The 25576-nt window shown below is 64.6% G+C and carries 24 protein-coding genes and 2 pseudogenes; 22 read left to right on the plus strand and 4 right to left on the minus strand.

The features are described from left to right. The first annotated feature begins 186 nt into the window (after positions 1–186). From ACEN2S_RS08155 to ACEN2S_RS08195, 9 genes and pseudogenes are all read left to right on the plus strand, one after another. Positions 187–1551 carry an NAD(P)H-dependent oxidoreductase gene (locus ACEN2S_RS08155; protein ID WP_441864803.1) on the plus strand — a complete coding sequence of 455 codons (1365 nt, stop codon included), beginning with the start codon at positions 187–189 and terminating at the stop codon, positions 1549–1551. After that, on the plus strand, positions 1548–1841 hold the full coding sequence (locus tag ACEN2S_RS08160; protein WP_441864806.1) for a putative quinol monooxygenase: 294 nt from the start codon (positions 1548–1550) through the stop codon (positions 1839–1841). The genes ACEN2S_RS08155 and ACEN2S_RS08160 overlap by 4 nt, the downstream gene beginning before the upstream one ends. Next, on the plus strand, positions 1838–2755 hold the full coding sequence (locus ACEN2S_RS08165) for an NAD(P)-dependent oxidoreductase (RefSeq protein ID WP_441864809.1): 918 nt from the start codon (positions 1838–1840) through the stop codon (positions 2753–2755). Before ACEN2S_RS08160 ends, ACEN2S_RS08165 begins: the two co-directional genes overlap by 4 nt. Before the next feature lie 22 nt (positions 2756–2777). Then, complete coding sequence (locus tag ACEN2S_RS08170; protein WP_441864810.1) at positions 2778–3806, plus strand: DctP family TRAP transporter solute-binding subunit; 1029 nt, start codon at positions 2778–2780, stop codon at positions 3804–3806. A gap of 48 nt (positions 3807–3854) precedes the next feature. Then, a complete protein-coding gene (locus ACEN2S_RS08175) occupies positions 3855–4457 on the plus strand; it encodes a TRAP transporter small permease (protein WP_441864813.1) in 603 nt (200 codons plus the stop codon). 1 nt (position 4458) lies between these two features. Further along, positions 4459–5730, plus strand: coding sequence for a TRAP transporter large permease (locus ACEN2S_RS08180; protein ID WP_441864815.1), 1272 nt, complete (start codon positions 4459–4461; stop codon positions 5728–5730). Beyond that, on the plus strand, positions 5718–6224 hold the full coding sequence (locus ACEN2S_RS08185; protein ID WP_441864817.1) for a gluconokinase: 507 nt from the start codon (positions 5718–5720) through the stop codon (positions 6222–6224). The genes ACEN2S_RS08180 and ACEN2S_RS08185 overlap by 13 nt, the downstream gene beginning before the upstream one ends. A 154-nt stretch (positions 6225–6378) precedes the next feature. Continuing rightward, positions 6379–6585, plus strand: a pseudogene (locus ACEN2S_RS08190) (IS3 family transposase); the annotation flags it as partial. Between the two features lie 117 nt (positions 6586–6702). Next, positions 6703–6924 (plus strand): annotated as a pseudogene (locus ACEN2S_RS08195) (integrase core domain-containing protein); the annotation flags it as partial. A gap of 239 nt (positions 6925–7163) precedes the next feature. On the opposite strand, the gene ACEN2S_RS08200 reads toward ACEN2S_RS08195, so the two are convergent. After that, positions 7164–7595, minus strand: a complete 432-nt coding sequence (locus ACEN2S_RS08200; RefSeq protein ID WP_441864819.1) for a MarR family winged helix-turn-helix transcriptional regulator — start codon at positions 7593–7595, stop codon at positions 7164–7166. Between the two features lie 269 nt (positions 7596–7864). Between ACEN2S_RS08200 and ACEN2S_RS08205 the strand changes: the two genes are divergently transcribed. From ACEN2S_RS08205 to ACEN2S_RS08240, 8 genes are all read left to right on the plus strand, one after another. Further along, a complete protein-coding gene (locus tag ACEN2S_RS08205) occupies positions 7865–8872 on the plus strand; it encodes a TRAP transporter substrate-binding protein (protein WP_441864822.1) in 1008 nt (335 codons plus the stop codon). Positions 8873–8919: 47 nt separating this feature from the next. Beyond that, positions 8920–9402: a TRAP transporter small permease gene (locus ACEN2S_RS08210; RefSeq protein WP_441864824.1), complete on the plus strand. Its 483-nt coding sequence runs from the start codon at positions 8920–8922 to the stop codon at positions 9400–9402. Next, positions 9399–10679 carry a TRAP transporter large permease gene (locus ACEN2S_RS08215; RefSeq protein WP_441864827.1) on the plus strand — a complete coding sequence of 427 codons (1281 nt, stop codon included), beginning with the start codon at positions 9399–9401 and terminating at the stop codon, positions 10677–10679. The genes ACEN2S_RS08210 and ACEN2S_RS08215 overlap by 4 nt, the downstream gene beginning before the upstream one ends. 106 nt (positions 10680–10785) lie before the next feature. Next, positions 10786–12312, plus strand: coding sequence for a bifunctional 3-(3-hydroxy-phenyl)propionate/3-hydroxycinnamic acid hydroxylase MhpA (gene mhpA / locus ACEN2S_RS08220; protein ID WP_441864829.1), 1527 nt, complete (start codon positions 10786–10788; stop codon positions 12310–12312). A gap of 48 nt (positions 12313–12360) precedes the next feature. Next, on the plus strand, positions 12361–13350 hold the full coding sequence (gene tsdA, locus ACEN2S_RS08225) for a gamma-resorcylate decarboxylase (RefSeq protein WP_441864831.1): 990 nt from the start codon (positions 12361–12363) through the stop codon (positions 13348–13350). Positions 13351–13356: 6 nt separating this feature from the next. Continuing rightward, entirely contained in the window at positions 13357–14412 is a 1056-nt protein-coding gene (locus tag ACEN2S_RS08230; RefSeq protein ID WP_441864833.1) for a maleylacetate reductase, read from the plus strand. A 19-nt stretch (positions 14413–14431) separates the two neighbouring features. After that, entirely contained in the window at positions 14432–15280 is an 849-nt protein-coding gene (locus tag ACEN2S_RS08235; RefSeq protein ID WP_441864836.1) for an intradiol ring-cleavage dioxygenase, read from the plus strand. A 1-nt stretch (position 15281) separates the two neighbouring features. Beyond that, positions 15282–15614 (plus strand): hypothetical protein, encoded by a 333-nt coding sequence (locus ACEN2S_RS08240; protein ID WP_441864839.1) that lies wholly within the window; start codon positions 15282–15284, stop codon positions 15612–15614. Between the two features lie 442 nt (positions 15615–16056). Here the strand turns inward: ACEN2S_RS08240 and ACEN2S_RS08245 are convergent, their stop codons facing one another. Beyond that, a complete protein-coding gene (locus ACEN2S_RS08245; protein WP_441864842.1) occupies positions 16057–16950 on the minus strand; it encodes a LysR family transcriptional regulator in 894 nt (297 codons plus the stop codon). Positions 16951–17115: 165 nt separating this feature from the next. Between ACEN2S_RS08245 and ACEN2S_RS08250 the strand changes: the two genes are divergently transcribed. From ACEN2S_RS08250 to ACEN2S_RS08270, 5 genes are read left to right on the plus strand one after another with little or no spacing between them, the layout of a single operon-like run. Further along, positions 17116–17472: a TOBE domain-containing protein gene (locus ACEN2S_RS08250; protein WP_441864845.1), complete on the plus strand. Its 357-nt coding sequence runs from the start codon at positions 17116–17118 to the stop codon at positions 17470–17472. A 35-nt stretch (positions 17473–17507) separates the two neighbouring features. Further along, positions 17508–19907 carry a glycoside hydrolase family 3 C-terminal domain-containing protein gene (locus ACEN2S_RS08255; RefSeq protein ID WP_441864848.1) on the plus strand — a complete coding sequence of 800 codons (2400 nt, stop codon included), beginning with the start codon at positions 17508–17510 and terminating at the stop codon, positions 19905–19907. Continuing rightward, the gene (locus ACEN2S_RS08260; RefSeq protein ID WP_441864851.1) at positions 19904–20839 is read left to right on the plus strand and encodes a ketopantoate reductase family protein; all 936 of its coding nucleotides are present in this window, start codon (positions 19904–19906) and stop codon (positions 20837–20839) included. The genes ACEN2S_RS08255 and ACEN2S_RS08260 overlap by 4 nt, the downstream gene beginning before the upstream one ends. Positions 20840–20856: 17 nt before the next feature. Next, positions 20857–22572, plus strand: a complete 1716-nt coding sequence (locus ACEN2S_RS08265; RefSeq protein WP_441864853.1) for a thiamine pyrophosphate-requiring protein — start codon at positions 20857–20859, stop codon at positions 22570–22572. 30 nt (positions 22573–22602) lie between these two features. Then, positions 22603–23271, plus strand: a complete 669-nt coding sequence (locus tag ACEN2S_RS08270; RefSeq protein ID WP_441864855.1) for a DsbA family protein — start codon at positions 22603–22605, stop codon at positions 23269–23271. A 61-nt stretch (positions 23272–23332) separates the two neighbouring features. Here the strand turns inward: ACEN2S_RS08270 and ACEN2S_RS08275 are convergent, their stop codons facing one another. Both ACEN2S_RS08275 and ACEN2S_RS08280 read right to left on the minus strand, forming a co-directional pair. After that, positions 23333–24778 carry an aldehyde dehydrogenase gene (locus ACEN2S_RS08275; RefSeq protein ID WP_441864858.1) on the minus strand — a complete coding sequence of 482 codons (1446 nt, stop codon included), beginning with the start codon at positions 24776–24778 and terminating at the stop codon, positions 23333–23335. A gap of 11 nt (positions 24779–24789) precedes the next feature. After that, entirely contained in the window at positions 24790–25575 is a 786-nt protein-coding gene (locus ACEN2S_RS08280; protein ID WP_441864860.1) for a coniferyl-alcohol dehydrogenase, read from the minus strand. Position 25576: the final 1 nt, after the last annotated feature.

Below are 25576 nucleotides of genomic sequence, written 5' to 3' on the forward strand. Positions count from 1 at the left end.
TGTTCTCCCGCTCTGGCTGGGCGAGGGTAGGGGCGTCGGGTTGCCCGACCTCTGGGAGGAGCCTTCAGCATTGCGCACCCTGCAGCGGCGGACCTTTGCGGTCCCGCGGCCCGGGTGCCTGCATGCCACCGTCTCTCCCGTGCAGGAATGTCCGGCCCGCCAAGGGGCCCTGAACGGAGTAGTCAGATGAACCTTTCCTTGATGCTTGCCGAGCGTCACGCCGCCGGCCGCCCGATCCGCGTTGGTCTGATCGGGGCCGGCAAGTTCGGCTCGATGGTGCTGGCGCAGGCGCGCAAGATCCCCGGTTATCACATCGTCGGCGTCGCCGATCTGGATGCGGGAAAGGCCCGCACCTCGCTCAAGCGCGTCGGCTGGGAAGACAATGAATATGCCGCCACCTCGCTGGGCAATGCGATGGACACCGGCCGCACCTTCGTGACGCAGGATGCCAAAGCCCTGTGCGATTTCGAGGGGATCGAATGCATCATCGAGGCCACCGGGCATCCGTTGGCGGGCACCCGCCACGCGCTGATGGCGATTGAGGGGATGAAGCATATCGTCATGGTCAACGTCGAGGCCGATGTGATGTGCGGCCCGATCCTGGGCAAGATGGCGCGCGACAAGGGGCTGATCTATTCGATGGCCTATGGCGATCAGCCCGCTTTCATCTGCGAACTGGTGGATTGGGTGCGCTCCTCGGGGTTTGAGCTGATTTCGGCGGGCAAGGGTATGAACTTCCAGCCGGAATACCGCTATTCCACGCCGGACACTGTCTGGGGTTATTTTGGCTGGTCCGAGGAATTCGTCGCCAAGGGTGACTTTAACCCCAAGATGTACAATTCCTTCACCGATGGCACCAAGGCCGCGATTGAGATGGCGGCGGTGGCCAATGGCACCGGGCTCGATTGCCCCGATGACGGTCTGGCCTTCTATCCCTCGGGGCTGCAGGATCTGGCGCAGGTGTTCAAACCCGCCTCCGAAGGCGGGCGGATGCCGAAAGCCGGTCTGGTCGATATTGCGGCCAGTCAGGAACCGGACGGGCGCGAAGTGCTGAACAACATCCGCTACGGCATGTTCGTGACCTTCAAGGCACCCGACGAATACACCCGCGAATGCTTCAAACAATATGGCCTCCTGACCGACAAATCCGGCTGGTATGGCTCAATGTGGCGCCCGTTCCACCTGATCGGGCTGGAAACCTCGGTCTCGGTGCTCTCGGCGGTGCTGCGCGGTGAGCCGACGGGCTCGTCGCGGGAGTTCCGCGGCGATGCGGTGGCCACGGCGAAAAGCGATCTGAAGGCGGGGTCCTATCTGGATGGCGAGGGCGGTTATGCCACCTGGGCCAAGGCGATCCCGGCGACGATCTCGACCGCGATCGATGCGCTGCCGATGGGGCTTGCGCATCACGTCAAACTCAAGCGCGACATTGGCCGCGATCAGATCGTGCGGATGTCGGATGTGGAGCTGGTGGATGACCTCGATGTGGTCAATCTGCGCCGCGAGCAGGTCCGCACCATGGGGCCGAAGGCCGTGGCCGAGGCAGCGGAATGAGCTTTGTCGTTCTGCCCCGTTTCACCGTAGAGGAGGGCCAGCTGGAGGCCTTTCTCGCGGCGGCGCGCGCCGATGCCGAGGCATCGGTAGCCCACGAACCGGGCTGTTTGCAGTTCGACGTGGTGGTCGACCGCAGCGCGCGCCTGGCAGAGGTGGTCTTTTACGAGGTCTACACCGACCGCGCCGCCTTTGACGCGCATCTGCAAACCCCGCATCTCGAAGCCTTTCGCGCGGCGCTGCACCTGTGCACCGAAGGCCCGGTGGGCTTTTACGAGCGGGTGGTGCCGTGACCGGGCCCGGGCCGGGGGCGGCAGTGCCGCAGGTGGCAGTGCTGGGCACCGGGCTGATGGGCGGGCCGATGGCGCGCAATCTGGCCCGCGCCGGGTTCCCGGTCACCGTCTGGAACCGCAGCCCCGACAAGGCGGCGGCTCTGGGCCTGACGGTGGCCCCGACGCCCGCCGATGCGGTGCGGGGCGCGGGGGCGGTGGTGGTGATGCTCTCCTCTGGCCCGGTCTGCGACGCGGTGCTTTTTGGCGATGCGGGCATTGCCGTACAGCTTGCCCCGGGATGCCTGCTGATCGTCATGTCCAGCATTGGCCGGGACGAGGCGCAGAGGATGGCCGAAAAGGCCGGGGCGCTCGGGCTGCGCTGGCTCGACGCCCCGGTGTCGGGCGGCACACCTGCGGCCGAGGCGGGCAGCCTGTCGATCATGGCGGGCGGCACGGCCGAAGATGTGGCGGCGGCCGCGCCGCTGCTGGCGGCGCTGGGCAAGGTGGTGCATATCGGCCCGGCAGGCACCGGGGCGCTGGCGAAACTGGTCAACCAGCTTACCGTCGCCTCAACCATCGTGGCGGTGGCGGAATCCCTGCTGCTGGCCGAGGCAGGCGGCGCCGATCCCGCCCGGGTGCGGGAGGCGCTGATGGGAGGATTTGCCGCCTCGCGCATTCTCGATCTGCATGGCGCGCGGATGATCGCGGGTGATTTCGCCCCCGGTGGCCCCGCGAAATACCAGCTGAAAGACACCCGTGCCGCCCGCGATGTCGCGGCGGGGCTGGGCCTGCATCTGCCGGTGCTGGAACTGGCCGATGGCCTCTTTGCCGATCTGGTGACCCATGGGGGCGGCGATCTCGATCATTCGGCGCTCTATCTTGAACTCAAAAGACAAAATGGGCGGCTGCCTGCTGACAGTCCGCTGAAAACCTGACAGTCTCAATAGGGAGGAGACCATGACAACACCGTTCCAACTCACCCGCCGTCATCTCTTGGGCAGCATGGGCACGCTGGCTGTGGCCAGTGTCGCCGCAGGCTTCCCGCTGCGCGCCCGCGCGGCCAGCACCAGCCTGCGCCTTGCGGTGCCCGATCCTGCCGACAGCTCGGTTGGCCGTGCCGCCAGCCGGTTTGCAGAGCTCGTGGCCGAAAAGACCGGCGGCGATGTCGCCATTCAGGTCTTCCCGGACGGCATCCTCTATGGCAAGGACCAGAATGCCGCCGTCAACCAGCTGGGCAGCGGCGCGCTGGACGGGCTGATCCTCGCCAGCTCGGTCTACGCCTCGTTCGAGCCGAAGATGAACGCCATCTCGCTGCCCTATCTCTTCTCGGATTATGACCAGTTGCAGGGCTATCTCGGCGGCGCGCCGGGGGCAGAGCTTTTGGCCTCGCTTGAGCGGCTGAACATCAAGGGGCTGGGGTTCTTCCTGCGCACCTTCCGCAATGTCACCACCCGCGAGCAGGTGATCACCAAGGCCGAGGATTTCAAAGGCATCACCCTGCGCACGCCGAACAACCCGCTGTTCGTGCGGCTGTTCCAGGCGCTGGGCGCCAACCCGACGCCGATGGCCTTCTCCGAGGTCTATTCTGCACTGCAACTCAAGGCGATCGACGGGCAGGAAAACCCGGTGGAAGTGCCGTGGAACAACCGCCTGTATGAGGTGCAGGGGCAGCTGAACCTGACCCGGCATCTGGCCGACAGCTTCCTCGTGGGTCTGTCTTCGGCGGCCTGGGGCAAGATCCCGGCCGAACATCAGGCGGCGGTGCAGGCGGCGGCCAGCGAGATGATCGCCGAGCATGATGCGCAAGAGATCGCGCAAGAGGCCGAGATCATCGGCAAATTGCAGGGCGCGGGCATGCAGGTGAATCAGTTTGCCGAAGGCGAGCTTGCAAAGGTGCAAGAGATCGCCCGCAGCATCTATCCGGAGTTCGAGGCGCAGATCGGTGCCGATTTCATGAAGCAAAGCCTCGCCTTCGTGCAGGCGTGACCGATGCGGGGCGGGGCTGCCCGCCCCGCCATCCGCTGGGGGATAACCATGAAACGATTGGATAAACTGCTGTGGCGTCTGGTGGATGCCGTCATTCTGGTGGCAGTGTTCGGCATGGTCTGCCTGATCGGGCTGCAGGTCGGCTCGCGCCTGCTGGGCGCCTCCATCGCCTGGACCGAGGAGCTCTCGCGCTTTTTGTTCATCTGGACGATCTGGATGGGCCTCGGCACCGGGTTTCGCAATGGCATGCACCCGGCGCTGACCATGCTGACCGTCCTCGCACCGCCCGCCCTGCAACCGCTGCTGCGGCTGATCCCGGCGCTGGCCTCGGTGGTTCTGTTTTCGGTGGTCAGCTATCACGGCTGGGGCCTGATGCAGCAGCAGATCCGCTTTGGCGAGCAATCGGCGATCCTACAGGTAGGCATGTGGCTGGCGACGCTGCCGCTGGTGCTGGGGTCGGGTCTGGCCATTCTGGGCACGCTGATCCACGCTTTCGCCCGGCCTGATTATGCGGATCCTGATCTGGCACCCCCCAATCCTGCCACGGAAACGGCCGAAGCCCCCGGGGCGCGTGCCGCGAAATTTGCCGAAACCGACACCCATTCCACCACCCCACAGCGCGGCAGCAAGCCGATGTCGGAAGGAGCCTGAGATGAGCCTGAGCCTGCTGTTGATTTTTGCGGCCCTCGCCATTCTGGGCGTGCCGCTCGCGGTGTCGCTGGGCTTGGCGACGGTGGCCACGCTCTGGTGGTTTGATCTGCCGCTGTCGATGATCACCCAGACGATGGCGACCTCGATCAATTCGTTTCTGCTGATCGCCGTGCCGCTCTTCATCCTCGCCGGGCAGATCATGGAGCGCGGCGGCCTGTCCGAGCGCATCTTTGACGCCGCCGAAGCCCTTGTCGGGCGGCTGCGCGGCGGGCTCGGGCATGTCAATATCGCCTCCAGTTTCGTCTTTGGTGGCATTTCGGGATCGTCGGTGGCCGATATTGCCAGCCTCGGGCCGATCACCATCAAATCGATGACCTCGCGCGGCTATCCGCTGCCCTATTCGGCGGCGCTGACCATGATCACGGCGACGTTGGCGACACTGGTGCCGCCCTCGATCCTGACCATCGTTGCGGCGGCCTCGGCCGGGCAGTCGGTGGGGGGCGCGCTTGCCGGAGGCCTCGGGCCGGGCATTTTGCTGGCGCTCGCGTTGGCGGGCTACAACACCTATATTTCGCGCAAACGCGGCTATGGCGTGGTCACCACCTTTGATCTGCGCCGCAGCGGCCGGGCTTTGCTGCGGGCCGCCCCCTCGGTCGGCGCCCCGATCATCATCCTGACCGGCATGTTTTCAGGCATTGTTACCCCGACCGAAGCGGCGGGCCTTGCGGTGCTCTATACGTTGCTGGTGGCGGGGATCGTGCACCGAGAAATCGGCTGGCGTGATGTGGTCGAGCTGACCATTCTCGCCGGGCAGCTGGCGGGGTCGGTCCTGCTGATCCTGATGGTGGCCAATGCCGCCACGTTTATCTTCACCGTCGATATGCTGCCGCAAAAGGCATCGGGGTTCCTGTCGGTCTTTGGCAGTTCCGGCTTCCTGACCCTGATGCTGATGGGGCTGATCTTTCTGATCGTCGGCATGCTCATGGACATCGTGGCGGCGGCGCTGATGCTGATCCCGGTGCTGATGCCCGCCGCGGTGGGGGCGGGGGTTGATCCGATGCACTTCCTGATCTTCATGGTGGCGAGCCTTGCCGTGGGCCTTGCCACCCCCCCGGTCGGCACATGTCTTTTTGCCACCGCCTATGTGGCCAAGGTCTCGCCGGAAAAGATCGTGGCGGCGGCGCTGCCCTTCTATGCGATCAACATTGCGGTGCTGGTGCTGGTGGCGGCATTTCCGCAAATCGTGCTTTGGCCGGTGGCATGGCTGACCTGATCCGGCGCTATGTGGTGATGGGCGTCAGTGGCTGTGGCAAAAGCACCGTTGGCGCCGCCTTTGCCCGGCAGATCGGTGCGGCGTTCCTGGAAGGGGATCTTTTGCATCCGCCCGCCAATGTTGCCGCCATGGCCGCCGGGCGCCCGCTGGATGATGCGATGCGCGCGCCTTGGCTGGACGCCATCGCTGGCCGGTTGCAAAGGGCGCAGGCCCCGGGGCTTGTCGTCTCCTGTTCCGCCCTGAAGCGCGCCTATCGCGTGCGGCTGGCGGCTGGCGGTCCGGTCACCTTCGTGCATCTCGTGCTGAGTGAGGCCGAGGCGCGGGCGCGGGTGAGGGCACGGCCGGGGCATTTCATGCCGGACAGCCTCGTCGCCAGCCAATGCGCTGCGCTGGAACCTTTGGGCGCGGATGAACCCGGATGGCTGGTACAGGCCACGCTGTCAACGGCCGAGATCCTGCAGCACCTTGCCGCGCGCACGGAGGGGCAGATCTGAGGGCCGGGACAAGCGGATTTTCCGAGCAACAGCAGCATGATGCTGCAAGCGAGGAGAAGGCCATGGGAAGACGACCGCGCCCGAACCACAGCTGTCATTCAAGGTATGAGGCGGATAAGAAAACGATCTGAGGGACCGTTTTCCCACCGGGTGAGTGGCGGTGGCCGCGATCAAGGGAGAGAAGACGCTGATCAAGCTGGCTCAGGAATTCGACGCCCATCCCAGCCAGATCAAGCAGTGGCGCGATCAGCTTCTTGCATGCGCGACCGGGGTGTTCGGGGGGGCACCGGAGGCCGATCCGGAACCGAAGGTCGACGTGAGGACCCTGCACGCCAAGATCGGGCAGCTTACGCTGGAGAACGATTTCTTGTCCGGCATGGCGGCGTGATACCTTCTGGACGTAGCGGCACCAGCTTCCGGACCGATAAATTATTTAACCTCAGTCGATCTATGCAGCTCGTCGCCGCGTGATTTGTGCAAGGGAGCCTGGCCTGACAATGTCTTCGTCGAGCGTCTGTGGCGGGCGATCAAATACGAAGAGGTTTATTTGCGCGCCTATGCCAACGTGTCCGAAGCACGGGCTGGGATTGGTCGCTACCTCGGCTTCTGCAACAGCCGACGGCCCCATGCATCGCTTGACGGGAAAACCCCCGATCAGGCCTATTTCAACCAGCCGATGTCCGAAGCGGTGGCGGCGTAACCGGGGCGAAAAACCACTTGGAAAACGCCCGGAGCCTGTTCAGATCAACCGAACCACCGCTCAACAATGATGCTCGCCAGACGAAATTGGCCCGCTGGGCGTCCTTCCTGCCCTCAAAAAGGATCGCAGCCGTACACTATGGGGCAGATACCTAAGTCCAATGGGTACCTGCCAAAAGCCGGGAAGAACTCAGGCGAAAAGGGCGGGCGACGTCTCAGATCGGATAATTCCGGCGCGGGCTACAGCGTGTCGACCTTCTGGTTGATCTGACGCAGCAAGACCTTGATCGTCTGAACCTGATCTTCTGCCAGGTTGGACAAAACCGTGTCCTCGAAATGCCGGGCGATCGGCATCAGGCGATCTGCCAGATCTCTTCCCGCATCCGTCAGATCAATCAACACGATGCGGGCATTTTCAGGCGGCCTGACGCGCGAAACCAGATCGCGTTTGGCCAAGAGACCGATCATCCGCGACAGCGTTGACAGCTCAACCGAAACCAGCTCGGACAGTTCACCCAGCGTGTGGGTGCCGGACTGACGCAGGACCGCAAGAACCCGGTACATCGGCAACGATACATCATGCGCCTCCAACCGCCGACTGAATCGTTCGGCGATTCTGACGCCTGCCCGGTTCAGCAGGTAGGGAACCGAATCTGTGAAACGATAGGACATGGGCCAGTCTCTTCCAGAGCCAAAGCATGAGATGCAACTGCACAACTGTTGCCAATTCAATTATTGTGTATGCCGGATGTTGCCATGCGCAGCAAGTCTGAAGATCGCATCTGGCAAGGCCGAGCATTCACCGGAATTTCACCGGGAGCATGCGCTGCAGGGATGGCACGGCATTTGCGGCAAAAGCTTTCCAAGGAAACGCTTGCATATACAAATGTTGTGACGCAAAGTGATCCGGGGAATCAAAGACAATGATCAGGGAGGATCGAATGAAAAAGTTGCTGCTCTGCGCGGCATGGCTCGGCATGTCCATCTCGGCTGCCGGTCCGGTGCTCGCGGCAGATTTCACGTTGAAAGTCTCATCGCCGACAAACAATGACGTCATCCTGAAATGGATGGAAGCCTTTGAGCAAAAACTTGAAGCCGCCACGGATGGCGCCATCGATGTCCAATTGTTTCCCGCCAACCAGCTGGGCCAGATCCCGGCGACGGTTGAGGGCGTGGCCATGGGGACCATCGAAGTGACGGCACCGGCATCGTCCTTCTTCGTGCAATATGACCGGCGGTTTGAAGTGCTGGACGTGCCCGGGCTGTTTGACGACCTTGGCCATGCTCAAAAGGTGCTGTCGGATCCCGAGGTGCTCGACCATCTGGAGAAATTCGGCGCCGATCAGGATCTGCACCCCATTGCGGCCTTTCCGCATGGACCGCTGGGTGTCCTGAGTGCCAAAGGCATTGACACATTGGCCGCGCTGCAGGGGCAGCGGATCCGTGTGGCGGGGCCCTCGGCGCTGGCGACCGGACCGTTCTCGGCCCTCGGTGCCGCGCCGATTTCGATGCCTCTGGGCGAGGTGTTGCCCGCCATGCAAAACGGTGTCGTCGATGGTCTGATTGCGGGTCTGCCGGTCTTTACGACAGGGCGCTACTACGACGTTGCCAAAGATTTGACGGTGCTGCCCGAGAGCTATCTGATCGTCACCGCGGTGGCGAGCCAGTCCTTTCTCGACAGCATCGGCGAGGATCTGAGCGCGAAGCTCCGCACCGCCGCGCGCGAAGCCATAACAGATGCAAATGCCTGGAATCTGAGCGCAGTGGAAGGTGTCCGTGCGGTGTGGGAGCAGAATGGCGGCACTGTGAAAGAGCTGTCGGCGGCTGATCAGAAGGCCTTTCTGGACGCCGTGCAGGCCAGCTTGCCGGATGCGAAGGCCCAGAACCCATCGCTCGAAGATGAAATCAGCTTCCTGCAATCGGTCGCGGCGCGGTACGCGGCGCCGTAACCCGTCAGAAGGTGGGGGTGCCTGCACCCCGCACCCGGGGAAAAATGATGCAAAAAACACTCGAAAAATTGCTGCGCTGGCTGGCGACCATGTTGGCACTGGTGTTGGTCGCGATGGTGGTCCTGATCTGCCTGGGGGTTGCGCTGCGCTACATCTGGGGCGTGTCACTGCTCTGGCTGGATGAGGCGCTGGTGTTTGCCATGGTCGGGGTGGTGTTTCTGGGCGCGATTGCGGCCTCGTACCAGGATCAGCATTTGCGGATGACCCTGCTGACGCAGGCCCTGCCGCCGCCTGTATTGCGGATGTTGCGGCATCTTGAACATGCCGCCACGGCGGGCATTTGCTACTTTGTGGGCTGGTACTCCTATCAAGGCGTCAGCCGCCTTGAGGCCCGCGGAACCCTCAGCAACATGGCACAGATTCCGCTGTGGATCGTACAGGGCACCGTTCTGATCGGGCTGCTTGGCATGGGGACCGTCGCCCTTTTCAGGCTGGTCGCAGGGTTTAGACGCAGGGATATTACACAATGATCTGGACGCTTGTGGTTCTTCCCGTAGTGCTGATGCTGGTCGGCTTCCCGATCTTCCTCGTGTTGCTGGCGTCTTGTGCCGCGACAATGGCCTTCACCATGCATGTGCCGCTTGTCGCGCTGCAGCAATATCTGTTCTCGTCGGTCAATGCCTATGCCTTGCTGGCGTTGCCCTTCTTTATCTTCGCGGGTGAATTGATGGACCGTGGCGGCATCGCGCAGCGTCTGGTCGATCTGATGCGTGCCAGCATGGGGCGGGTGCCGGGCAAAGTGCCGCTGACCGCGATCACCGGCGGCGCGGTATTCGGTGCGATCACCGGGGTCGGCGCGGCTTCGGTGGCCACGCTCAGCAAGGTGATGCTGCCGTCGCTGCGCGAGGACCGGTATTCTGATGCCTATGCCTCCGGCCTGCTGGTCTCGGTCGGGGCGGTGGGGGTGATCTTGCCGCCCTCGATCCCGATGATCGTCTATGCCGCGGCGGCGGATGAATCGATCCCACGGCTTTATGCCGCGGGGATTGTTCCGGGGTTGCTGATCATCGGCATGATCGCGCTGCACGCGCTCTGGATCGGGCGCAAACATGTGATTTCGGCCAGCGAGGTCTTCTCGATCCGGCGTTTCCTGACCGCGATGCGGCGGGGCATCTGGGCGGCAGGTGTGCCTGTTCTGATCATCGGCGGGATCTATGGCGGGATCTTTTCGCCGACCGAGGCCGCGGGTGTGGCCTGCCTTTACGCCTTTATCGTCTCCTGGGGGGTGATGCGTGAACTGACACTGGCGGATCTGCTGGATGCGGCCCGAACCACCGTCGCCTTCTCCGCGCAGATCATGGTGGTCATTGCCTGTGCCGGCGTCTTCTCCTGGCTGATCACCGTCAATCAGATTTCAAGTCAGCTGGTCGACTGGGTTCAGCAGATGGCGCTGCAGCCATGGGTGTTGTTGCTGGCGATCAATGTGCTGCTGCTGATCGTCGGCTGCCTGATTGACCCGCTTTCTGCAATCTTGCTGTTGACGCCTTTGTTGCTGCCAATGATCACCGCGCTTGGCGTCGATCCGGTGCATTTCGGGATCATTGTCACCGTAAATCTTGCCATCGGATTGTTCACGCCGCCCTTTGGGATCAACATCTTCGTCATGCAGTCGATGTCAGGGGTCGGCCTGTCGACCATCTATCGCGGCATCGTCCCCTTCCTGCTGATCTACCTGATGGCCCTGATGCTGATCACCTATATCCCGGCGATTTCGCTGTCGGGCGTCACGATTCTGATGGGCAAATAGCACGCCAAGGCGGGGATCGGGCGAACGTCGCCCCAAAACTTGCAAATGAAAATGTTGCCGGTGAAACACTTACTCACGGGCGCTTCGGATGAACGGAGGAAAGAAGATGGATTATGATGTCGCGATCGTCGGCTATGGCCCGACGGGGATGGCACTGGCGGCGCTGCTCGGGCAGTCGGGGCGCAAGGTGGTTGTACTCGAGCGCTATGCGGGCCTTTACAACCTGCCGCGCGCGGCGGCCTTTGATGACGAAACGATGCGCACCTTTCAAAAGCTGGGCATCGCGGAAAAGGTCCTGCCCGGCACCAATATTCAACGCGGCTATATCTGGGTGAATGGCGAGGGCGAGCCGCTTCTCGACATCGAATATGACAACCCCGGCCGCTGCGGCTGGCCTGCGCAATACATGATGTATCAACCGCATCTGGAAGACGTCCTGGACACCCAGGTCCGTGCAACCCCGGGTGTTGAGGTCCGGCAGGGCTTCACGGTGACAGCTTTGGCAGAAGAGACGCAGGGGGTCACCGTGACAGCCCGCACCGATGACGGTGCCCCGCACCAGCTGCGTGCCCGCTATGTCGTCGGATGCGATGGCGGCAATGGTTTCGTGCGCGAGCATATGCGAGGCGGCCTCGACGACCTTGGCTTTTTTGAGAACTGGCTGGTCTGCGATTTTCAGATGCGCCGCAGGGTGCCGGGCCTGCCGTCCTTCCGCCAGGTCTGCAACCCGGCGCAACCGATCTCGATCGTCAACATCGGCCCGCATCACCACCGGTTTTCCTTCCGGCTGGAGGCAGGAGCGGACCGCGAGGCATTGGTGAGGCCGGAAAATGTCTGGCCCCGGGTGGCCGGGTTCTTTGGCCCGGAGGATGCCGAGCTGGTCCGCGTGGCCAATTACACCTTCCGCTCCTGCATTGTGGATGTCTGGCGCAAGGGCCGTGTCATGCTGGCGGGCGATGCCGCGCATCAGATGCCGCCGTTTCTGGCGCAGGGCATGGTCTCGGGCATCCGCGACGCCCGCAATCTGGCCTGGAAACTGGACATGGTGCTGGGCGGATATGCCGAGACGCTGCTGGACAGCTATCAGCCTGAGCGGGAGCCGCATGTCCGCTTCATCACCGAAAAGGCCATCGAACTCGGCCGCGTGCAAACCATGCGCGACCCCGAGCTGGCCAAGGAACGGGATGCCCGGATGATTGCCGCGCGCCGCGCCCATCAAAAACCCGACAAGCTGCGCTATCCGGCCCTGAAAGGCGGGCTGATTGCCAATGATGGCGACCTGTTCCCGCAGGGGCTGGTCTCAACCGCGCACAAGACCGCGCTTTTTGACGATATCGCCGGGACCGGTTGGCTGATCGTCGCGAAGGAACCCGAGGCGCTCGGGGCGATGGCGCAGGCCGACCGCATCGCCTTTGCCGCACTCGGCGGCCGTGAAATTGCCTTTGGCATTTCGAACATGTTCGGCGCCGCGCCGGTGTCTGACAGCAACGGCGTCTATGCCCGCTGGTTCGACGAGACCGGGAGCATTGCCGCCATCGTCCGGCCGGACAGCTATGTCTACGGCCTGGCCCGCGATGCTGGTGAGCTGAACATGCTCACCCGCCAGCTCCTCGACACTCTCAACACCCATTGACACCGAACCGGGCCTGTCCGCGGCCCCGGGATCATCAGGAGATATACTATGCAAGGCAAGATCGCCCTCGAAGAACATTTCGCCATTCCCGAAACCCTGCAGGATTCCGCGGGTTTCGTGCCCGGCGCCTATTGGGACGAACTGCAGCACCGTCTGCTCGACATTCAGGACACCCGGCTGCGCCAGATGGATGCGCATGGCATCGAGATGATGATCCTGTCGCTGAATGCGCCCGCCGTGCAGGCCATCACCGACCGCCGCCGCGCCATCGACACGGCAAAGCACGCCAATGATGTGCTGGCCGAGGAATGCGCCAAGCGGCCCGACCGCTTCCGCGCCTTTGCCGCCTTGCCCCTGCAAGACCCGGAGGCCGCCGCGCGCGAGTTGGAGCGCTGCGTCACCGACCTTGGCTTTGTCGGTGCTTTGGTCAACGGCTTTTCGCAGGATGCGGCACAGGGCGGCGGGCAAGAGTTGCTTTATTATGATCTGCCGCAATACCGCCCGTTCTGGGCCGAGGTGGCGCGACTGGATGTGCCCTTTTACCTGCATCCCCGCAACCCGCTGCCGCAGGACAGCCGGATCTATGACGGCCATCCCTGGCTGATGGGGCCGACCTGGGCCTTTGCGCAGGAAACGGCGGTGCATGCGCTGCGGCTGATCGGTTCGGGCCTGTTCGACGAACATCCGTCGCTGCAGATCGTGCTGGGGCATATGGGCGAAGGCATTCCCTATATGTTGTGGCGCATCGACAACCGCAACGCCTGGGTCAAACTGCCGCCGAAACACCCGGCCAAGCGCAAGTTTGTCGATTATTTCTCGGAGAACTTCCACATCACCACCTCGGGCAACTTCCGCACCCAGACATTGATCGACGCCGTTCTGGAGCTGGGCGCTGAGCGCATCATGTTCTCGACGGACTGGCCGTTTGAGAATGTCGACCATGCGGCGGACTGGTTTGACGCGGCGACCATCTCGGAAGCGGATCGCCTGAAAATCGGCCGTACCAACGCGCGGCGGTTGTTCAAACTGGATCGGTGAGCCGCGATGCAAAGGTTCACCCACAGCAGCTGGCCCGCCCGGATCGTCTTCGGGCGGGGAAAGGTCGCGGAAACCGCCGCCGAGGTGCAACGCCTCGGGGCATGCCGCGCGCTTGTTCTGTGCACGCCGCATCAGCGGGCAGAGGCGCAAGCGCTCGCCGAGGGGCTGGGCCCGGTGGCAGCGGGCGTCTTTGACGCCGCAACCATGCACACGCCGGTTGCAGTGACCGCGTGCGCCGTTGAGGCCTACGCCGCGCTGCGGGCCGATTGCGTCGTGGCGCTTGGCGGCGGCTCGACCACCGGTCTGGGCAAGGCGATTGCGGCCCGGACGTGTGCGCCGCAGGTGGTGATCCCCACCACCTATGCGGGCTCCGAGGTGACCGCCATTCTCGGCGAGACCGACGCCGGGGTGAAAACCACACGGCGCGGCGCCGAAATCCTGCCGGAGGTGGTGATCTACGACCCCGACCTGACCGACACATTGCCCGCCGCGCTCAGCATCACCAGTGGCCTTAACGCGATGGCGCATGCCGCCGAGGGGGTCTACGCCGAAGATGGCAGCCCGATTTTCACGCTGATGGCCGTGGAGGGGTTGCGGGCGCTGCGCGAGGCTTTGCCCGCCATCGCCGTCGACCCCGCGGATAGGGAGGCCCGCGACGTGGCTCTTTACGGGGCATGGCTTTGCGGCACCGTTCTGGGGGGCGTCGGCATGTCGGTCCATCACAAGCTGTGCCACACGCTGGGCGGCAGCCTGAACCTGCCGCATGCCGAAACCCATGCCATTTTGCTGCCGCATACGATTGGCTTTGTCGAAGAGGCGCGGCCGGACCTGTTGGCACCTGTCGCATCCCTCTTTGGCGGGCGGGCGGGTGCGGGCCTTCATGACTTCGCGGCGGGCATCCGCGCACCGCTCCGGCTGGCAGACCTCGGCGTGACCGAGGCACAACTTGACCCGTTGGCGGCTGAGGCCGTGGCAAACCCCTATTGGTGCCCCCGCCCGCTCGACCGGCAGGCGATCCGTGCCGTGCTGCAAAACGCCTGGGCCGGCGAACGCCCCCGTTGATCTTTTCAGGAGGAAAAGCATGATCCGATATTTCACCGAAGATGGCTCAGAGGATACCGTGAACGCCCGTATGGAGGGCTGCACCGATCCGCGTCTGGCAGAGGTGATGGCCTCTCTGGTCAAACACCTGCATGCTTTTGCCAAGGAGATTCAGCTGACCCAGCAGGAATGGGAAACCGGCATCGATTTCCTGACCCGCACCGGCAAGATCTGCTCTGATGAACGGCAAGAGGTGATCTTGCTGTCTGACGTGCTGGGCTTTTCCATGCTGGTCGATGCGATCAACAACCGCCATCCCGCGGGCGCCACCGAAAGCACGGTTTTCGGGCCGTTTCATGTGGCGGATGCCCCCATTCGCAGCATGGGGGACAGCATCTCGCTGGATGGAAAGGGCGAAAGCTGTCTTTACAGCGGCAAGGTTCTCGATCTGCACGGCGAACCGATCGAGGGGGCCTGCGTGGATGTATGGTCGGACAATGCCGACGGCTTTTACGACGTGCAGCAACCCGGCGTGCAACCCAAGTGGAACAACCGCGGTCGCTTTCTGACCGGCAAGGACGGCGCCTATCATTTCGTCGGGATCAAGCCGGTCAGCTATCCTATCCCGGATGACGGTCCGGTCGGGCAGATGCTGGAGCAGCTTGGCCGCCACCCTTATCGGCCTGCGCATATGCATTATCTGATCACCGCGCCCGGCTTTCACAAGCTGGTGACGCATACTTTTGTCGGCGGTGATGCCTATCTGCAAAGCGACGCGGTCTTTGGCGTGAAAAGCAGTCTGATTGCACCGTTCGAGCCGCTCCAGGGCGCGGCCACAAAATGGCACTCTCCGTTCAATTTTGTTTTGACGCCGATGGACGCCCGCTGACATGCCGAACCTTAAAATCTACGTCGATGAGACGATTTACCCGACGCTCCGGACGGCGCTGGTTGACGCGCTGCCGCCGCTGCGCGATGTGCTCTGCAGCGGTCTGAAGGTGCCGGTCTCGGCATGTCAGTTCGCCGTCATTCCGGTTCTGGCAATGCCCGATCTGCCGGGCATCAACATGGAAATTCAGATCCTGCAGCGCGCGGAACGCACAAGCGCGGTACTGACCGAGCTTTGTGTTCGTTTGCGCGCGACCCTCGAAGGGGCGACGGGCGCACATGTGGCCGTCCGGATGGGCACGATAGACCCCGAGACCTATGTGACACTCAAGTGAGGCTGTGCCTGCCGCACTTTTTGGCCCGTCGCAAGCGGTGCGGCAACCATCGCTCGGCCCTCTTGACCATGGGATGAAACGATCCCAGATGCCGGACCGCTTCAGCGGGGGCACTCCGGCGCGCGCTCCGACGGGCGCAAGATCGGCCAAGGAACGGGCAGCCGAATGTCGCGCAGCTTTTGGCCGCCGGACGCAGAGAAAATCCCGTGCCCGGCGTCAGACGTGCATTTCGGATGCGGCCCGGTTGACCATCTTCTTCGGGCTCTTCGCGGCAACCCTTCCGGCCCTCGCATGCGCGATGAAGGAAAGGCGCATGACGATGAGATCGAACAGTCGGGGGTACCGGGTGGTTGGTCCCGAAGACGCCGCTTTCCCGCCTTGGCGAGATCGGCCGGTCGCGCAGGATGACGTGACCGGGGCCGGTTTTGCCGACGCCCTGAGCCTACACAAAACTCCGCAGCGCGCGCTGGGTCAGATCGCGGAACCAGCGCTGTTCGGCGCGGTCTCCGGCGGCCTTTTGCCATAACATCTGCACAGAAAACTGCGGGCTGGTGAATGGCAGCTCCAGGGTGTCCACATTGGCAAAACGGGCAAAGTCCTGCCCGATCCGTGAGGGGACAATCGCCACCAGCGCACTGTGGCCGACGATCTCGCGCAACCCAAAGAAATGTTGCAGCCGCAACGCAACCTGCCGCCTGGCGCCGCTGAGTGCCGAGACCTCCGGACCCTGCCAGTGACCGCTCGTTTCTGCCACGCAGACATGGCTCTCACGGAAATACCCTGCATCGGTCATCCGCCCCCGGATGCGCGGATGATCGCGGCTGACCAATGCCACATAATATTCCTTGAACAGGGTTTCTGCCTCTATGGTCTCAACAGAAGTCGACCGGTTCCCGATGGCCAGATCAATGCGCCCGATCGATAGCCATTCTTCGATCTGCGCCACATCCAGCTCAACCGCTTCGATCGTGACATGGGGTGCCTCTTTCTGCGCCAGCGGCACGATTCGGTGCAGATAGGACATCTCGCCCAGATCCGACACGGCGATGCGGAAGGTGCGCCGGGAGGTGAGGGGGTCAAACTCATGCAAAGCGCTCAGCGCATTTTCGATGGCGAGCACGGAGGGCCGCACCTCGCTGATGATGCGGTGGCAGGTTTCGGTCGGCACCATGCCCTGTGCCGTGCGGCGAAAGAGCGGATCCCCCAGGACATCCCGCAATCTGCCCAGCGAATGCGAGACGGTCGGCTGCGACAGGTTGAGCCGCTCTGCCGCGCGGCCGACCCCGCCGGTTTCGTAAATCGTCACCAGGACGCGGAGCAGGTTCAGATCAGTCATGGCGGCTCTCTTTCAGGACGGTCTCATTATAGAAATATGCAATATTGAAAAACAAGGAAATGCGATTGGATAAATAATACTCGGTTTGCCATTTTCCGCCGTAGACGGAGGCGGACCGAGACTTGGTGAAGCGCGCCGCAGCAGGCGGTCGCCAGCAAAAATTCTGTGGGAGGAACGCGTGACCATTCATCGCATCATTCTGTCGACCGTGGCGGCCACGGCTTTGCCGCGCGTCCGGCGGTGGCCTGCGATGCCGTGCCGGGCCTGCGCCCTGACCAAATCCGGCTTGAACCGCAGGGCACGGAAATGATCTTGCCGTTCATGGTCAATGTGCTGGAAGCCATGGGGACCGACAGTGTGATCCGGGGGCAAACCGCCGGACAAAAGGCGTGGATCCGGATCAGCAGTGAATTGAAGCTGCGGCCAGAACGCGGCGACGAGATGCGGGCAGGATTTGCCCTCTCCAGTGTCTCGCTTTCCAGTGCCCCGCTCTTCGACGCCCAGCCCGGGAAACGCCTGTGACCCCCCAAAGGCCCTTACGGAAAGACGCAGATGCCATGGATACGATCTGGATCGAAGACAGCCTGTCCCGGATGACGCTGGCGGAGAAGGTTTCCTTACTGGCCGGGACGATTTTCTGGGAAACGGTTGCCATCGAGCGGCTCGCGGTGCCGTCGGTCAAGGGGACTGACGGGCCGAACGGGGCACGTGGCGGCGTGACCGAGAATGGCCCGACGGTGGCAGTGTTCCCCTGTGGCATCGCCCTGGGGGCCACGTGGAACCCGGCGCTGGTGCGCGGGCTGGGGCAGGCGCTGGCGCAGGAAACACGAACCAAGGACGCCCATGTGCTGCTTGCCCCCACGGTCAACATGCACCGTGGCCCGCTGAACGGCACGCATACCAGCGCGCATACATGGTTGCCGCACGATCTGCTGAAGCAGGAATACGGGTTTGACGGGGTCGTCGAGTCTGGCCGGACGGCGGTCAGGAGTATCGCGGATAGCATGAACGCGGGGCTTGATCTCGAAATGCCGGGGTCGGCGCTTTACCGGGGCCAGAAATTGCTGGCGGCCATTGCGCGCGGTGAGATTGATCTGGAGATGGTCACTGACGGCGCACGGCGTCTTCTGGGACGGGTCGATCGCAGCGGCGTGCGCAAAGCTGCCCCGCGCGGGGCCGAACGGTCGATCGACAGGCCCGCGCACCGCGCGCTCATCCGCCTTGCCGTGGCCGACGGCACCGTGCTGCTGCAGAACGACGGTTTGCTGCCGCGGAAACCGGATCAGAGGAAGATCGCGGTGATCGGGCCGAAGGCGTCGGTGGGACAGATCATGGGCGGCGGCAGTGCGCGGGTGAATGCGCAGTACCGCGTCACGCCGCTCGCCGGGCTGCGCGCCCGCGACGGGCTGCAGGTGCCCTATGCCGAAGGCTGCGCCAATTATCTGCTGATGCCCGTGGTGCCGGGCGCGACGCCCTCAACCTTTTACAACAGTCCCGGTTTCAGCGGCCCCGTGGTCCATGAAAAGGACTATGCCCAGTCCAGCGCCAAATGGTTCGGATCGTATGAGCCCGGCATCGCGCTCGATGTCTATCCCGTTCGCTCGACATTTCCGGTGACGCCGGAGGCCGGCGGGCGCTACACGGTCGGGCTTGTGAATGCGGGCCTTGCGCGGCTCTTTGTTGACGATGCGCTGCTGATCGACGGCTGGGGCGGTTGGGTACCCACGGGCGATACCTGCTATGATTTCGGCGGTCCCGAACGCTGTGCCGAGATCACGCTCGAGGCCGGGCGGACCTACCGTTGCCGCGTGGATTGGAAATCGACCACGGGTGTCACGGACGGGATTCAGGCCTTTCGCGTCGGTCTGGCCTTGCCGCTGGGCGAGGCCGGTATCTTTGCCGCTGAACAGGCCGCGGCGGCGGCCGATGTTGCGGTGCTTTTCGTCGGGCGCACGCCCGAATGGGGCAGCGAGGGGTGCGATCTGCCCGGGATTGACCTGCCGCGTGAACAGGGCGTTTTGATCGCCCCTGTCGCGGCCGCCAATCCGCGCACCGTTGTGGTCCTGCAAACCGGCGGCCCCGTCGTGGTGCCCCGGCGGGACAAGGTCGCCGCCATTCTGCAGGCGTTCTATCCCGGGCAGGAGCCGGGCGATGGCATCGCCGACGTGCTTATGGGCGATACAGAGCCTGGGGGGCTTTTGCCGCAGACCGTCCCCGCAACGCTGGATGCCACTCCCACGGTCGGCCATTCCACGGGAACCGGGGTGCATGTGGCCTATGCGGAGGGGATCTTCATCGGCTACCGGCATTATGACCGCCCGGTGCAGGAGTTGCGCGGTTTCGCCGCCCTTCAACTCGAACCGGGCGCGCAGGAGACGGCAAGGGTGACGTTGGGCATGCGGGATTTTGCGTATTTCGATGCGCAGCGGAATGTGTGGCGGGTTCCGGCAGGCATCTACCGGGTTCTGGTCGGCACCAGCGCCGCCGAGACGCCGCGTGGGCTGACATTGACCTTGGCCGGGGGTTGGGAACAGGCATGTGCCGCACAAGCATCCGCATCTGCCCACGCACCCCATGCCGGACAGCGGGGTGCCCCTCTTCATGCGAAGGCTTCGCACATCACACGCTCACAACCGTCAGACGCTGTTGCCGCAGGGACAGACCGAGCGGGCAGATCGGCGCAGGGCCGCACACCCTCGGCCTGTCTGTCGTGCGGCGATGAGTGTCGATCCGCGGGGCCGGGTGGGAGGGGATGTTCGCGCGCCAGACAGGGCCGCTCGCGGAGATCAGCAGGCCTTCTGGCCCGCTGGCGCCCTGGCCCTGTGTTCCGGGGCGTAGGCGCCCCTTGCAGGCTCATCACTGGTTGGAGGAGGAGATTGATTTTGCACAGTGAAATGACCCTCCCGTTATATAAGACACCCTCGGGTGGTGGACATGCTGAAAGGAGAGCGCGATGAAGGTTGCTGTTTTGGGGGCCGGTGCGATGGGGTCCGTCTATGGCGCGCGGCTGGCGCGGGCGGGGGCGGATGTCACCTTGCTGGATGTCAACGCGGCCCATGTCGCGGCCGTCTCGCGCGACGGGTTGCGTGTTGGACTGGATGATGGCGACCACGTTCTGCCCATGCGGGCCATGGCGCCGCAGGATTTCCGCGGCCCGACCGATCTCGTGCTGTTGTTCACCAAAGTCTTTCACACCGATGCGGCTTTGGCCGCCATCGCCGGCCAGATCGGCGACGCCTGGGTTCTGAGCCTGCAAAACGGTGTCGGCAACGCGGAACGGATCGCGGCCCATGTGCGCCCCGACCGGATCATGATTGGCATGACGATGACCCCGGCAGAATTTCTCGGGCCGGGGCAGGTGGCTTCTCACGGGGCGGCGACGACGGATTTCTACACCGCCGACGGGCAGCCCGACCCGATTCTTGACCGCGTGGCGGCGGTGTTGCGGGCCGGAGGTGTGACGGCCCGCGTGACCCCCGACATCGGGGCAGCGATCTGGGAAAAGGCCACCTTCAACTGCGCGCTGAACCCGATCTGCGCGCTCACCAACGGGACGCCGGGGAGCGTGGGCGCATCCGACGACGGGCGCGCGCTGGCCTCTGCCATCGTCTCCGAGGCGATCGCCGTCGCTGCCGCCTGTGGTGTCGCGGCATCGCGCGACCATGTGGACGCGCTGCTGACACATGCCTATGCTCACCACCTGATGCACGAACCTTCGATGCTCCAGGACGTCAAGGCCGGGCGGCGCACCGAGATCGACGCGCTGAATGGCGCTGTCGTGGCGCTGGCCGACACGCATGGCATTCCGGTGCCCGCCAACCGTATGATTGCGCAATGCATCCGTCTTGCGCAGTCCAATGCGCGCTATCGCGCGGCCCAAGCCCAGTGACGAAGGAAGAACCCGCCATGACTGACCAGACCCGGACCATGACCGCCGGTGCAGCACTTCTGTCGCGCCTGGCGACGCTTGGCGTGGAGTATATCTTTGCCAACTCCGGCACCGATTTCCCCCCGATCATCGAGGGCCTCTCCGAGGCGGAGGCCGGTGGCATCCCCCTGCCCAAGACGGTCACCGTTCCTTTCGAGAGTGCCGCCGTTGCCATGGCGCATGGCTATACGCTGGCGACGGGAAGGCCGCAGGCGGTCATGGTGCACACCAATGTCGGTCTCGCCAATGCGGCGATGGGCGCCATCAATGCGGCCTGCGACAACATCCCCATGCTGCTGATGTCGGGCCGCACGCCGACGCTGGAGCAGGGGCGGCTCGGCGCGCGGACGGTGCCGATCGGGTGGGGGCAGGAGATGCTGGATCAGGCCGGTCTGATCCGCGAGGCCTGCAAATGGGACTATGAGTTGCGCTTTCCCGAACAGATCTTCGACGTGATGGACCGCGCGCATGGCATCGCAACCTCGACGCCGAAGGGGCCGGTCTATGTCAGCCTGCCGCGCGAAGTATTGAGCGAGACGATCCCGGCCCGGGGCGCGGATCGCCGCCCACAGATGGCGGGCGTGCCCATCGCCGCCGTGACCGCGCAGATGGCGCAGGTGGCCGAAAGGCTGGCGAGTGCGAAGCATCCGGTGATCTTTGCGCAGCATGGGGCGGGAGGGCAGGCGGCCTTTGACGCGCTGTCGCGGCTGACGGCGCGTTGGGGCATCGCGGTATGCCAGTATTGGGCCGTCGAACTGGCCCTGCCCGCAACGCATCCGATGGCCGCCGATCCGGATCCGCGCCCGTTGCTGGAGCGGGCCGATGTGATCCTTTGCCTCGATGCGCTGGCCCCCTGGGCCCCGGCGCAGCAGGAGCCGCGGGAGGATGCGCTGGTTATTCAGGTTGGCCCGCGCCCGCTGGCCGAGCGGTCCGGCGTGCGCAATTTCCGCTGTGATCTGGGGGTGACGTCAGAGATTGCCCCGGCGATCCTGGCGCTGGAGGCCGCGCTGGAGGCGCTCTGGCCCGCGCATGCGGCGGCCGCCACCGCCCGCAGCGCGGCGCTGGCGCAGACGCACCAGGCCGATCAGTCCCGGCGGTTTGATGCGGCCGTCGCACAGCGCGACGCGGCGGCGCTGACCAAGCCCTGGATCAGCCACACGCTGGCGCGGCATCTGGCCGACCGTGATGCGGCGGTGTTTTCCGAATTGGGCTGCCAGCTTCCCTCCATGGCATTGACCCGGCATCAGAGCTGGTTCGACGGGCCGCATGCGGGGGGCCTTGGGTGGGGCTTTCCGGCGGCCATCGGCTTTGCATTGGCGCAGCCGGACCGCACCGTGGTCGCCACGATGGGCGACGGATCCTATATGTTCGCCAACCCGGTGGCCTGCCACCAGATCGCCGAGGCATTGGGGATCTCGATGGTCGTGCTGGTGCTCAACAATGCCGAATGGGGGGCCGTGCGCCAGTCCGTTGTGGACATTTATCCCAACGGGCATGCCGCGCGCGCCAATGCGGTGCCGCTCACCGATCTGTCGCCCAGCCCGGATTTCGTGCAGGTGGCCAAAGCCAGCCGCGCCTGGGCGCGCCACGCCAAGGATGCGGACGGGTTCGAGGCGGCGCTGGGTGAGGCGCTGGACCATGTGCAGGGCCGCCGCGGGCTGGCCCTGATCGAAGTGGCGATCGGCAAGAGCTGACCGCAGAATGCGACAAGGATGGAGAGGGTTATGGCCGACCTGACGCTCGATTATTATTTCGATCCGCTCTGCGGGTGGTGCTATGCCAGCGCGCCCGCGCTGCAGGCGCTCGCACAGACCTGGCCCGATGCGCTTGCGATGCGCCCGTCGGGGTTGTTTTGCGATCCGCGCCCGGTGGCGGACATCGCCGATCACGCGCGGCGCAACGATGACCGCATTGCCGCCCTGACCGGCCAGCGGTTCACCGAGGCCTACCATCAGGGCGTGATGCGCAAGAGGGGCGGTATCTTCCGATCGGATTATCTGACGCGGGCGCTGGTGGCGCTGGGCCAGATCGACGGGGCGCTGGAACCGCTGTTTCAGCATGCGGCGCAGATTGCCCGCTATGTGGAGGGCCGCGATACCGGGCAGGCCGATGTCGTTGCGGATGTGGCCGTTGCCGTGGCGGCCCGGGGCGGTGTGCCGCTGGAGGCTGCGGCTTTTGCGGACCGGTTGATGCGTGATGCCGACCTCAAGCACGCCACCGATGCGCGCATCGCGGACACGCAGCGCCGCCAGCAGCACTTGCCGCGCGGCGTGCCGCTGCTGGTCGTGACGCATGGTGCTCGCGCCGTGGCGCTGAACGGAGAGGCGATCTACGGAGACCCGGGCGACCTTCTGACCGCCATCACCGCTTTGGGCGAGGCGGCGGCGACCTAGCGGCGCCATTCGGATCGACAGCTCTGGCACGGCGCGCCCCGCGGGGCGCGCCGATTTCGCATCAGAACGGATAATGCTGGTTCGGATCTTCGATGGTGATCCAGCGCAGGTCGGTGAATTCGGCAATGGCCGCCTTGCCGCCGAACCGGCCATAGCCCGAGTCCCCGACACCGCCGAAGGGCATCTGCGGCTCGTCGCCGACCGTGGGGCCGTTGATGTGGCAGATGCCGCTCTCGATGCGGTTCGCCGCCGAGAGCGCACGCTTGATGTCCTGACTGAACACCGCCGCCGACAGCCCGTATTCGGTGTCATTGGCGACGCGGATGGCCTCATCGTCACCGCTGACGCGGATGATCGATTTCACCGGGCCAAAGCTTTCCTCGCCATAGATGCGCATGTCCGGCGTCACGCCGTCGAGCAGCGTTGCGGCGTGGATCGCGCCGTTGCGCTGGCCGCCGGCGATCAGTTTGGCACCCTTGGACGTGGCATCGGCGATCAGCGCTTCCATCTTGTCGGCCGCCTCCGGGCTGACCAGCGATCCCAGCACGACCTTGTCACGCGGATTGCCATAGGGCAGGGCCGAGGCGCGTGCCGCCAGCTTCTCGACAAAGGCATCTGCGATGCTGTCGTCCACGATGATCCGTTCGGTCGACATGCAGATCTGGCCCTGGTTCATGAAGGCCCCGAAAATCGCGGCATTCACCGCCCCGTCGATGTCGGCGTCCGAGAGCACGACCAGCGGCGCCTTGCCGCCCAGTTCCAAGAGCGACGGTTTCAGGTTCTCGCCCGCCAGCCGCCCGATGATCCGCCCCACGGCGGAGGAGCCGGTGAAGTTGACATGCCGGACCTGCGGCGCCTCGATCAGCGCCTTGACCACGGCCGCCGCATCCTTGGGCGCGTTCGAGACATAGCTGACCACGCCCTCCGGCAGACCCGCCTCGACGAAGCAGTCGATGATCATGCGGTGGGTCTTGGGGCAGGCCTCCGACCCTTTCAGGATCACCGTATTGCCGCAGGCCAGCGGCATGGCGACAGCACGGGTGCCCAGGATCACCGGCGCGTTCCAGGGAGCGATGCCGAGGCAGACCCCCTTGGGACGCGCCACGCCCATCGCCAGCGTGCCGGGTTTGTTGGCGGGAATGACCTCGCCGCCGATCTGCGTGGTCAGCGCGGCGGCTTCACGGATCACACCGGCGGCCAGCATCACGTTGAACCCGGCCCAGGGGCCGGTCGCGCCGGTCTCGGCGATCATCGTGGCGATGAACGCGTCCGCCTTGCTGTCCATGATGTCGGCGGCGGCGTTCAGCAGTTTGCGCCGCTGGCCGGGCCCCATCGCGGCCCATGCGGGAAAGGCGGCATGGGCGGCCGCGACCACATTGGCCACGTCGGCGGGCTGGGCGGCGGCGGCGGTGGTGGCCACCTCGCCCGTCACCGGGTCCATCCGGTCGAAGGTCGCGCCATCCGCGGCATCGGTGTTCTGGTTGTTGATCAGGAATTGAACGGTCATTTCTTTCTCCCTCAGAATGACTGGGCGGCGGTGGTGATGGCGGCTTCCAGCCCGCCATCGGTCGCCAGATTGGTGCCGTTGATCCAGCGCGCCGCGTCGGAGCACAGGAACAGGATCGCGGGCGCGATGTCGGCGGCGGTGCCCGCCCGGCCCACGCGGTCCACATCGGCATTGACCCGCGCGTCGCCCAGCACTTCGCGGAACTGGGTCAGGATCGGCGTCTCGACCGGCCCCGGGGACACGGCGTTCACGCGGATGCCGCGCGACTTGAACAGATCCTGATGCGCCGCCAGCATGGTCCAGACCAGCAAGATCTCCTTTGACACAGGATAGCCCGCCTCGTTCGGGATGTCATGCTCCGCGACGATGCGGGCCGGGTCCGGGAAGCCCTCGGTCCGTGCGATGGCGGCGGCACGGGCGCTGTTCTCGCGCCAGCCGTAGCCCGCGATGGAGGCCACGTTGACGACAGCACCGCCCTCGCGCAGCTTGGGCGCCAGTGCGACGCTGAGCGCGCGCAGGCCGAAGAAGTTGATGGCCAGCGTGTTCGCGGCCCCGCTGGTGCCGGAAACACCCGCGACGTTGCACAAAGCGTCCAGCCGGTCGGGCAGGGCCCGGGCAATTGCGGCGACGCCCCCGGCGGAAGAAAGGTCACCCTCAAGGAACTGGCCGAAGATCTGGTCGGGCTTTGTGCGGTCGATGCCGATCACCTCCGCACCCAGTTGCCCCGCCAGTTCGGCCGTGCGGCGTCCGATGCCGCTGGCCACGCCGGTGACCACGATGGTTTTGCCAAATAACATT

It is taken from the genome of Phaeovulum sp. W22_SRMD_FR3 (genome assembly GCF_052113705.1).
Classification (GTDB): domain Bacteria; phylum Pseudomonadota; class Alphaproteobacteria; order Rhodobacterales; family Rhodobacteraceae; genus JBGQOG01.

Bases quoted from the DNA above. Each gene is read 5' to 3' on its own strand.
- ACEN2S_RS08155 (WP_441864803.1), top strand. From the start codon at position 187: ATGAACCTTTCCTTGATGCTTGCCGAGCGTCACGCCGCCGGCCGCCCG.
- ACEN2S_RS08160 (WP_441864806.1), top strand. From the start codon at position 1,548: ATGAGCTTTGTCGTTCTGCCCCGTTTCACCGTAGAGGAGGGCCAGCTG.
- ACEN2S_RS08170 (WP_441864810.1), top strand. From the start codon at position 2,778: ATGACAACACCGTTCCAACTCACCCGCCGTCATCTCTTGGGCAGCATG.
- ACEN2S_RS08175 (WP_441864813.1), top strand. From the start codon at position 3,855: ATGAAACGATTGGATAAACTGCTGTGGCGTCTGGTGGATGCCGTCATT.
- ACEN2S_RS08180 (WP_441864815.1), top strand. From the start codon at position 4,459: ATGAGCCTGAGCCTGCTGTTGATTTTTGCGGCCCTCGCCATTCTGGGC.
- ACEN2S_RS08185 (WP_441864817.1), top strand. From the start codon at position 5,718: ATGGCTGACCTGATCCGGCGCTATGTGGTGATGGGCGTCAGTGGCTGT.
- ACEN2S_RS08200 (WP_441864819.1), bottom strand. From the start codon at position 7,595: ATGTCCTATCGTTTCACAGATTCGGTTCCCTACCTGCTGAACCGGGCA.
- ACEN2S_RS08205 (WP_441864822.1), top strand. From the start codon at position 7,865: ATGAAAAAGTTGCTGCTCTGCGCGGCATGGCTCGGCATGTCCATCTCG.
- ACEN2S_RS08210 (WP_441864824.1), top strand. From the start codon at position 8,920: ATGCAAAAAACACTCGAAAAATTGCTGCGCTGGCTGGCGACCATGTTG.
- ACEN2S_RS08215 (WP_441864827.1), top strand. From the start codon at position 9,399: ATGATCTGGACGCTTGTGGTTCTTCCCGTAGTGCTGATGCTGGTCGGC.
- mhpA (WP_441864829.1), top strand. From the start codon at position 10,786: ATGGATTATGATGTCGCGATCGTCGGCTATGGCCCGACGGGGATGGCA.
- tsdA (WP_441864831.1), top strand. From the start codon at position 12,361: ATGCAAGGCAAGATCGCCCTCGAAGAACATTTCGCCATTCCCGAAACC.
- ACEN2S_RS08230 (WP_441864833.1), top strand. From the start codon at position 13,357: ATGCAAAGGTTCACCCACAGCAGCTGGCCCGCCCGGATCGTCTTCGGG.
- ACEN2S_RS08235 (WP_441864836.1), top strand. From the start codon at position 14,432: ATGATCCGATATTTCACCGAAGATGGCTCAGAGGATACCGTGAACGCC.
- ACEN2S_RS08240 (WP_441864839.1), top strand. From the start codon at position 15,282: ATGCCGAACCTTAAAATCTACGTCGATGAGACGATTTACCCGACGCTC.
- ACEN2S_RS08245 (WP_441864842.1), bottom strand. From the start codon at position 16,950: ATGACTGATCTGAACCTGCTCCGCGTCCTGGTGACGATTTACGAAACC.
- ACEN2S_RS08255 (WP_441864848.1), top strand. From the start codon at position 17,508: ATGGATACGATCTGGATCGAAGACAGCCTGTCCCGGATGACGCTGGCG.
- ACEN2S_RS08260 (WP_441864851.1), top strand. From the start codon at position 19,904: ATGAAGGTTGCTGTTTTGGGGGCCGGTGCGATGGGGTCCGTCTATGGC.
- ACEN2S_RS08265 (WP_441864853.1), top strand. From the start codon at position 20,857: ATGACTGACCAGACCCGGACCATGACCGCCGGTGCAGCACTTCTGTCG.
- ACEN2S_RS08270 (WP_441864855.1), top strand. From the start codon at position 22,603: ATGGCCGACCTGACGCTCGATTATTATTTCGATCCGCTCTGCGGGTGG.
- ACEN2S_RS08275 (WP_441864858.1), bottom strand. From the start codon at position 24,778: ATGACCGTTCAATTCCTGATCAACAACCAGAACACCGATGCCGCGGAT.
- ACEN2S_RS08280 (WP_441864860.1), bottom strand. From the start codon at position 25,575: ATGTTATTTGGCAAAACCATCGTGGTCACCGGCGTGGCCAGCGGCATC.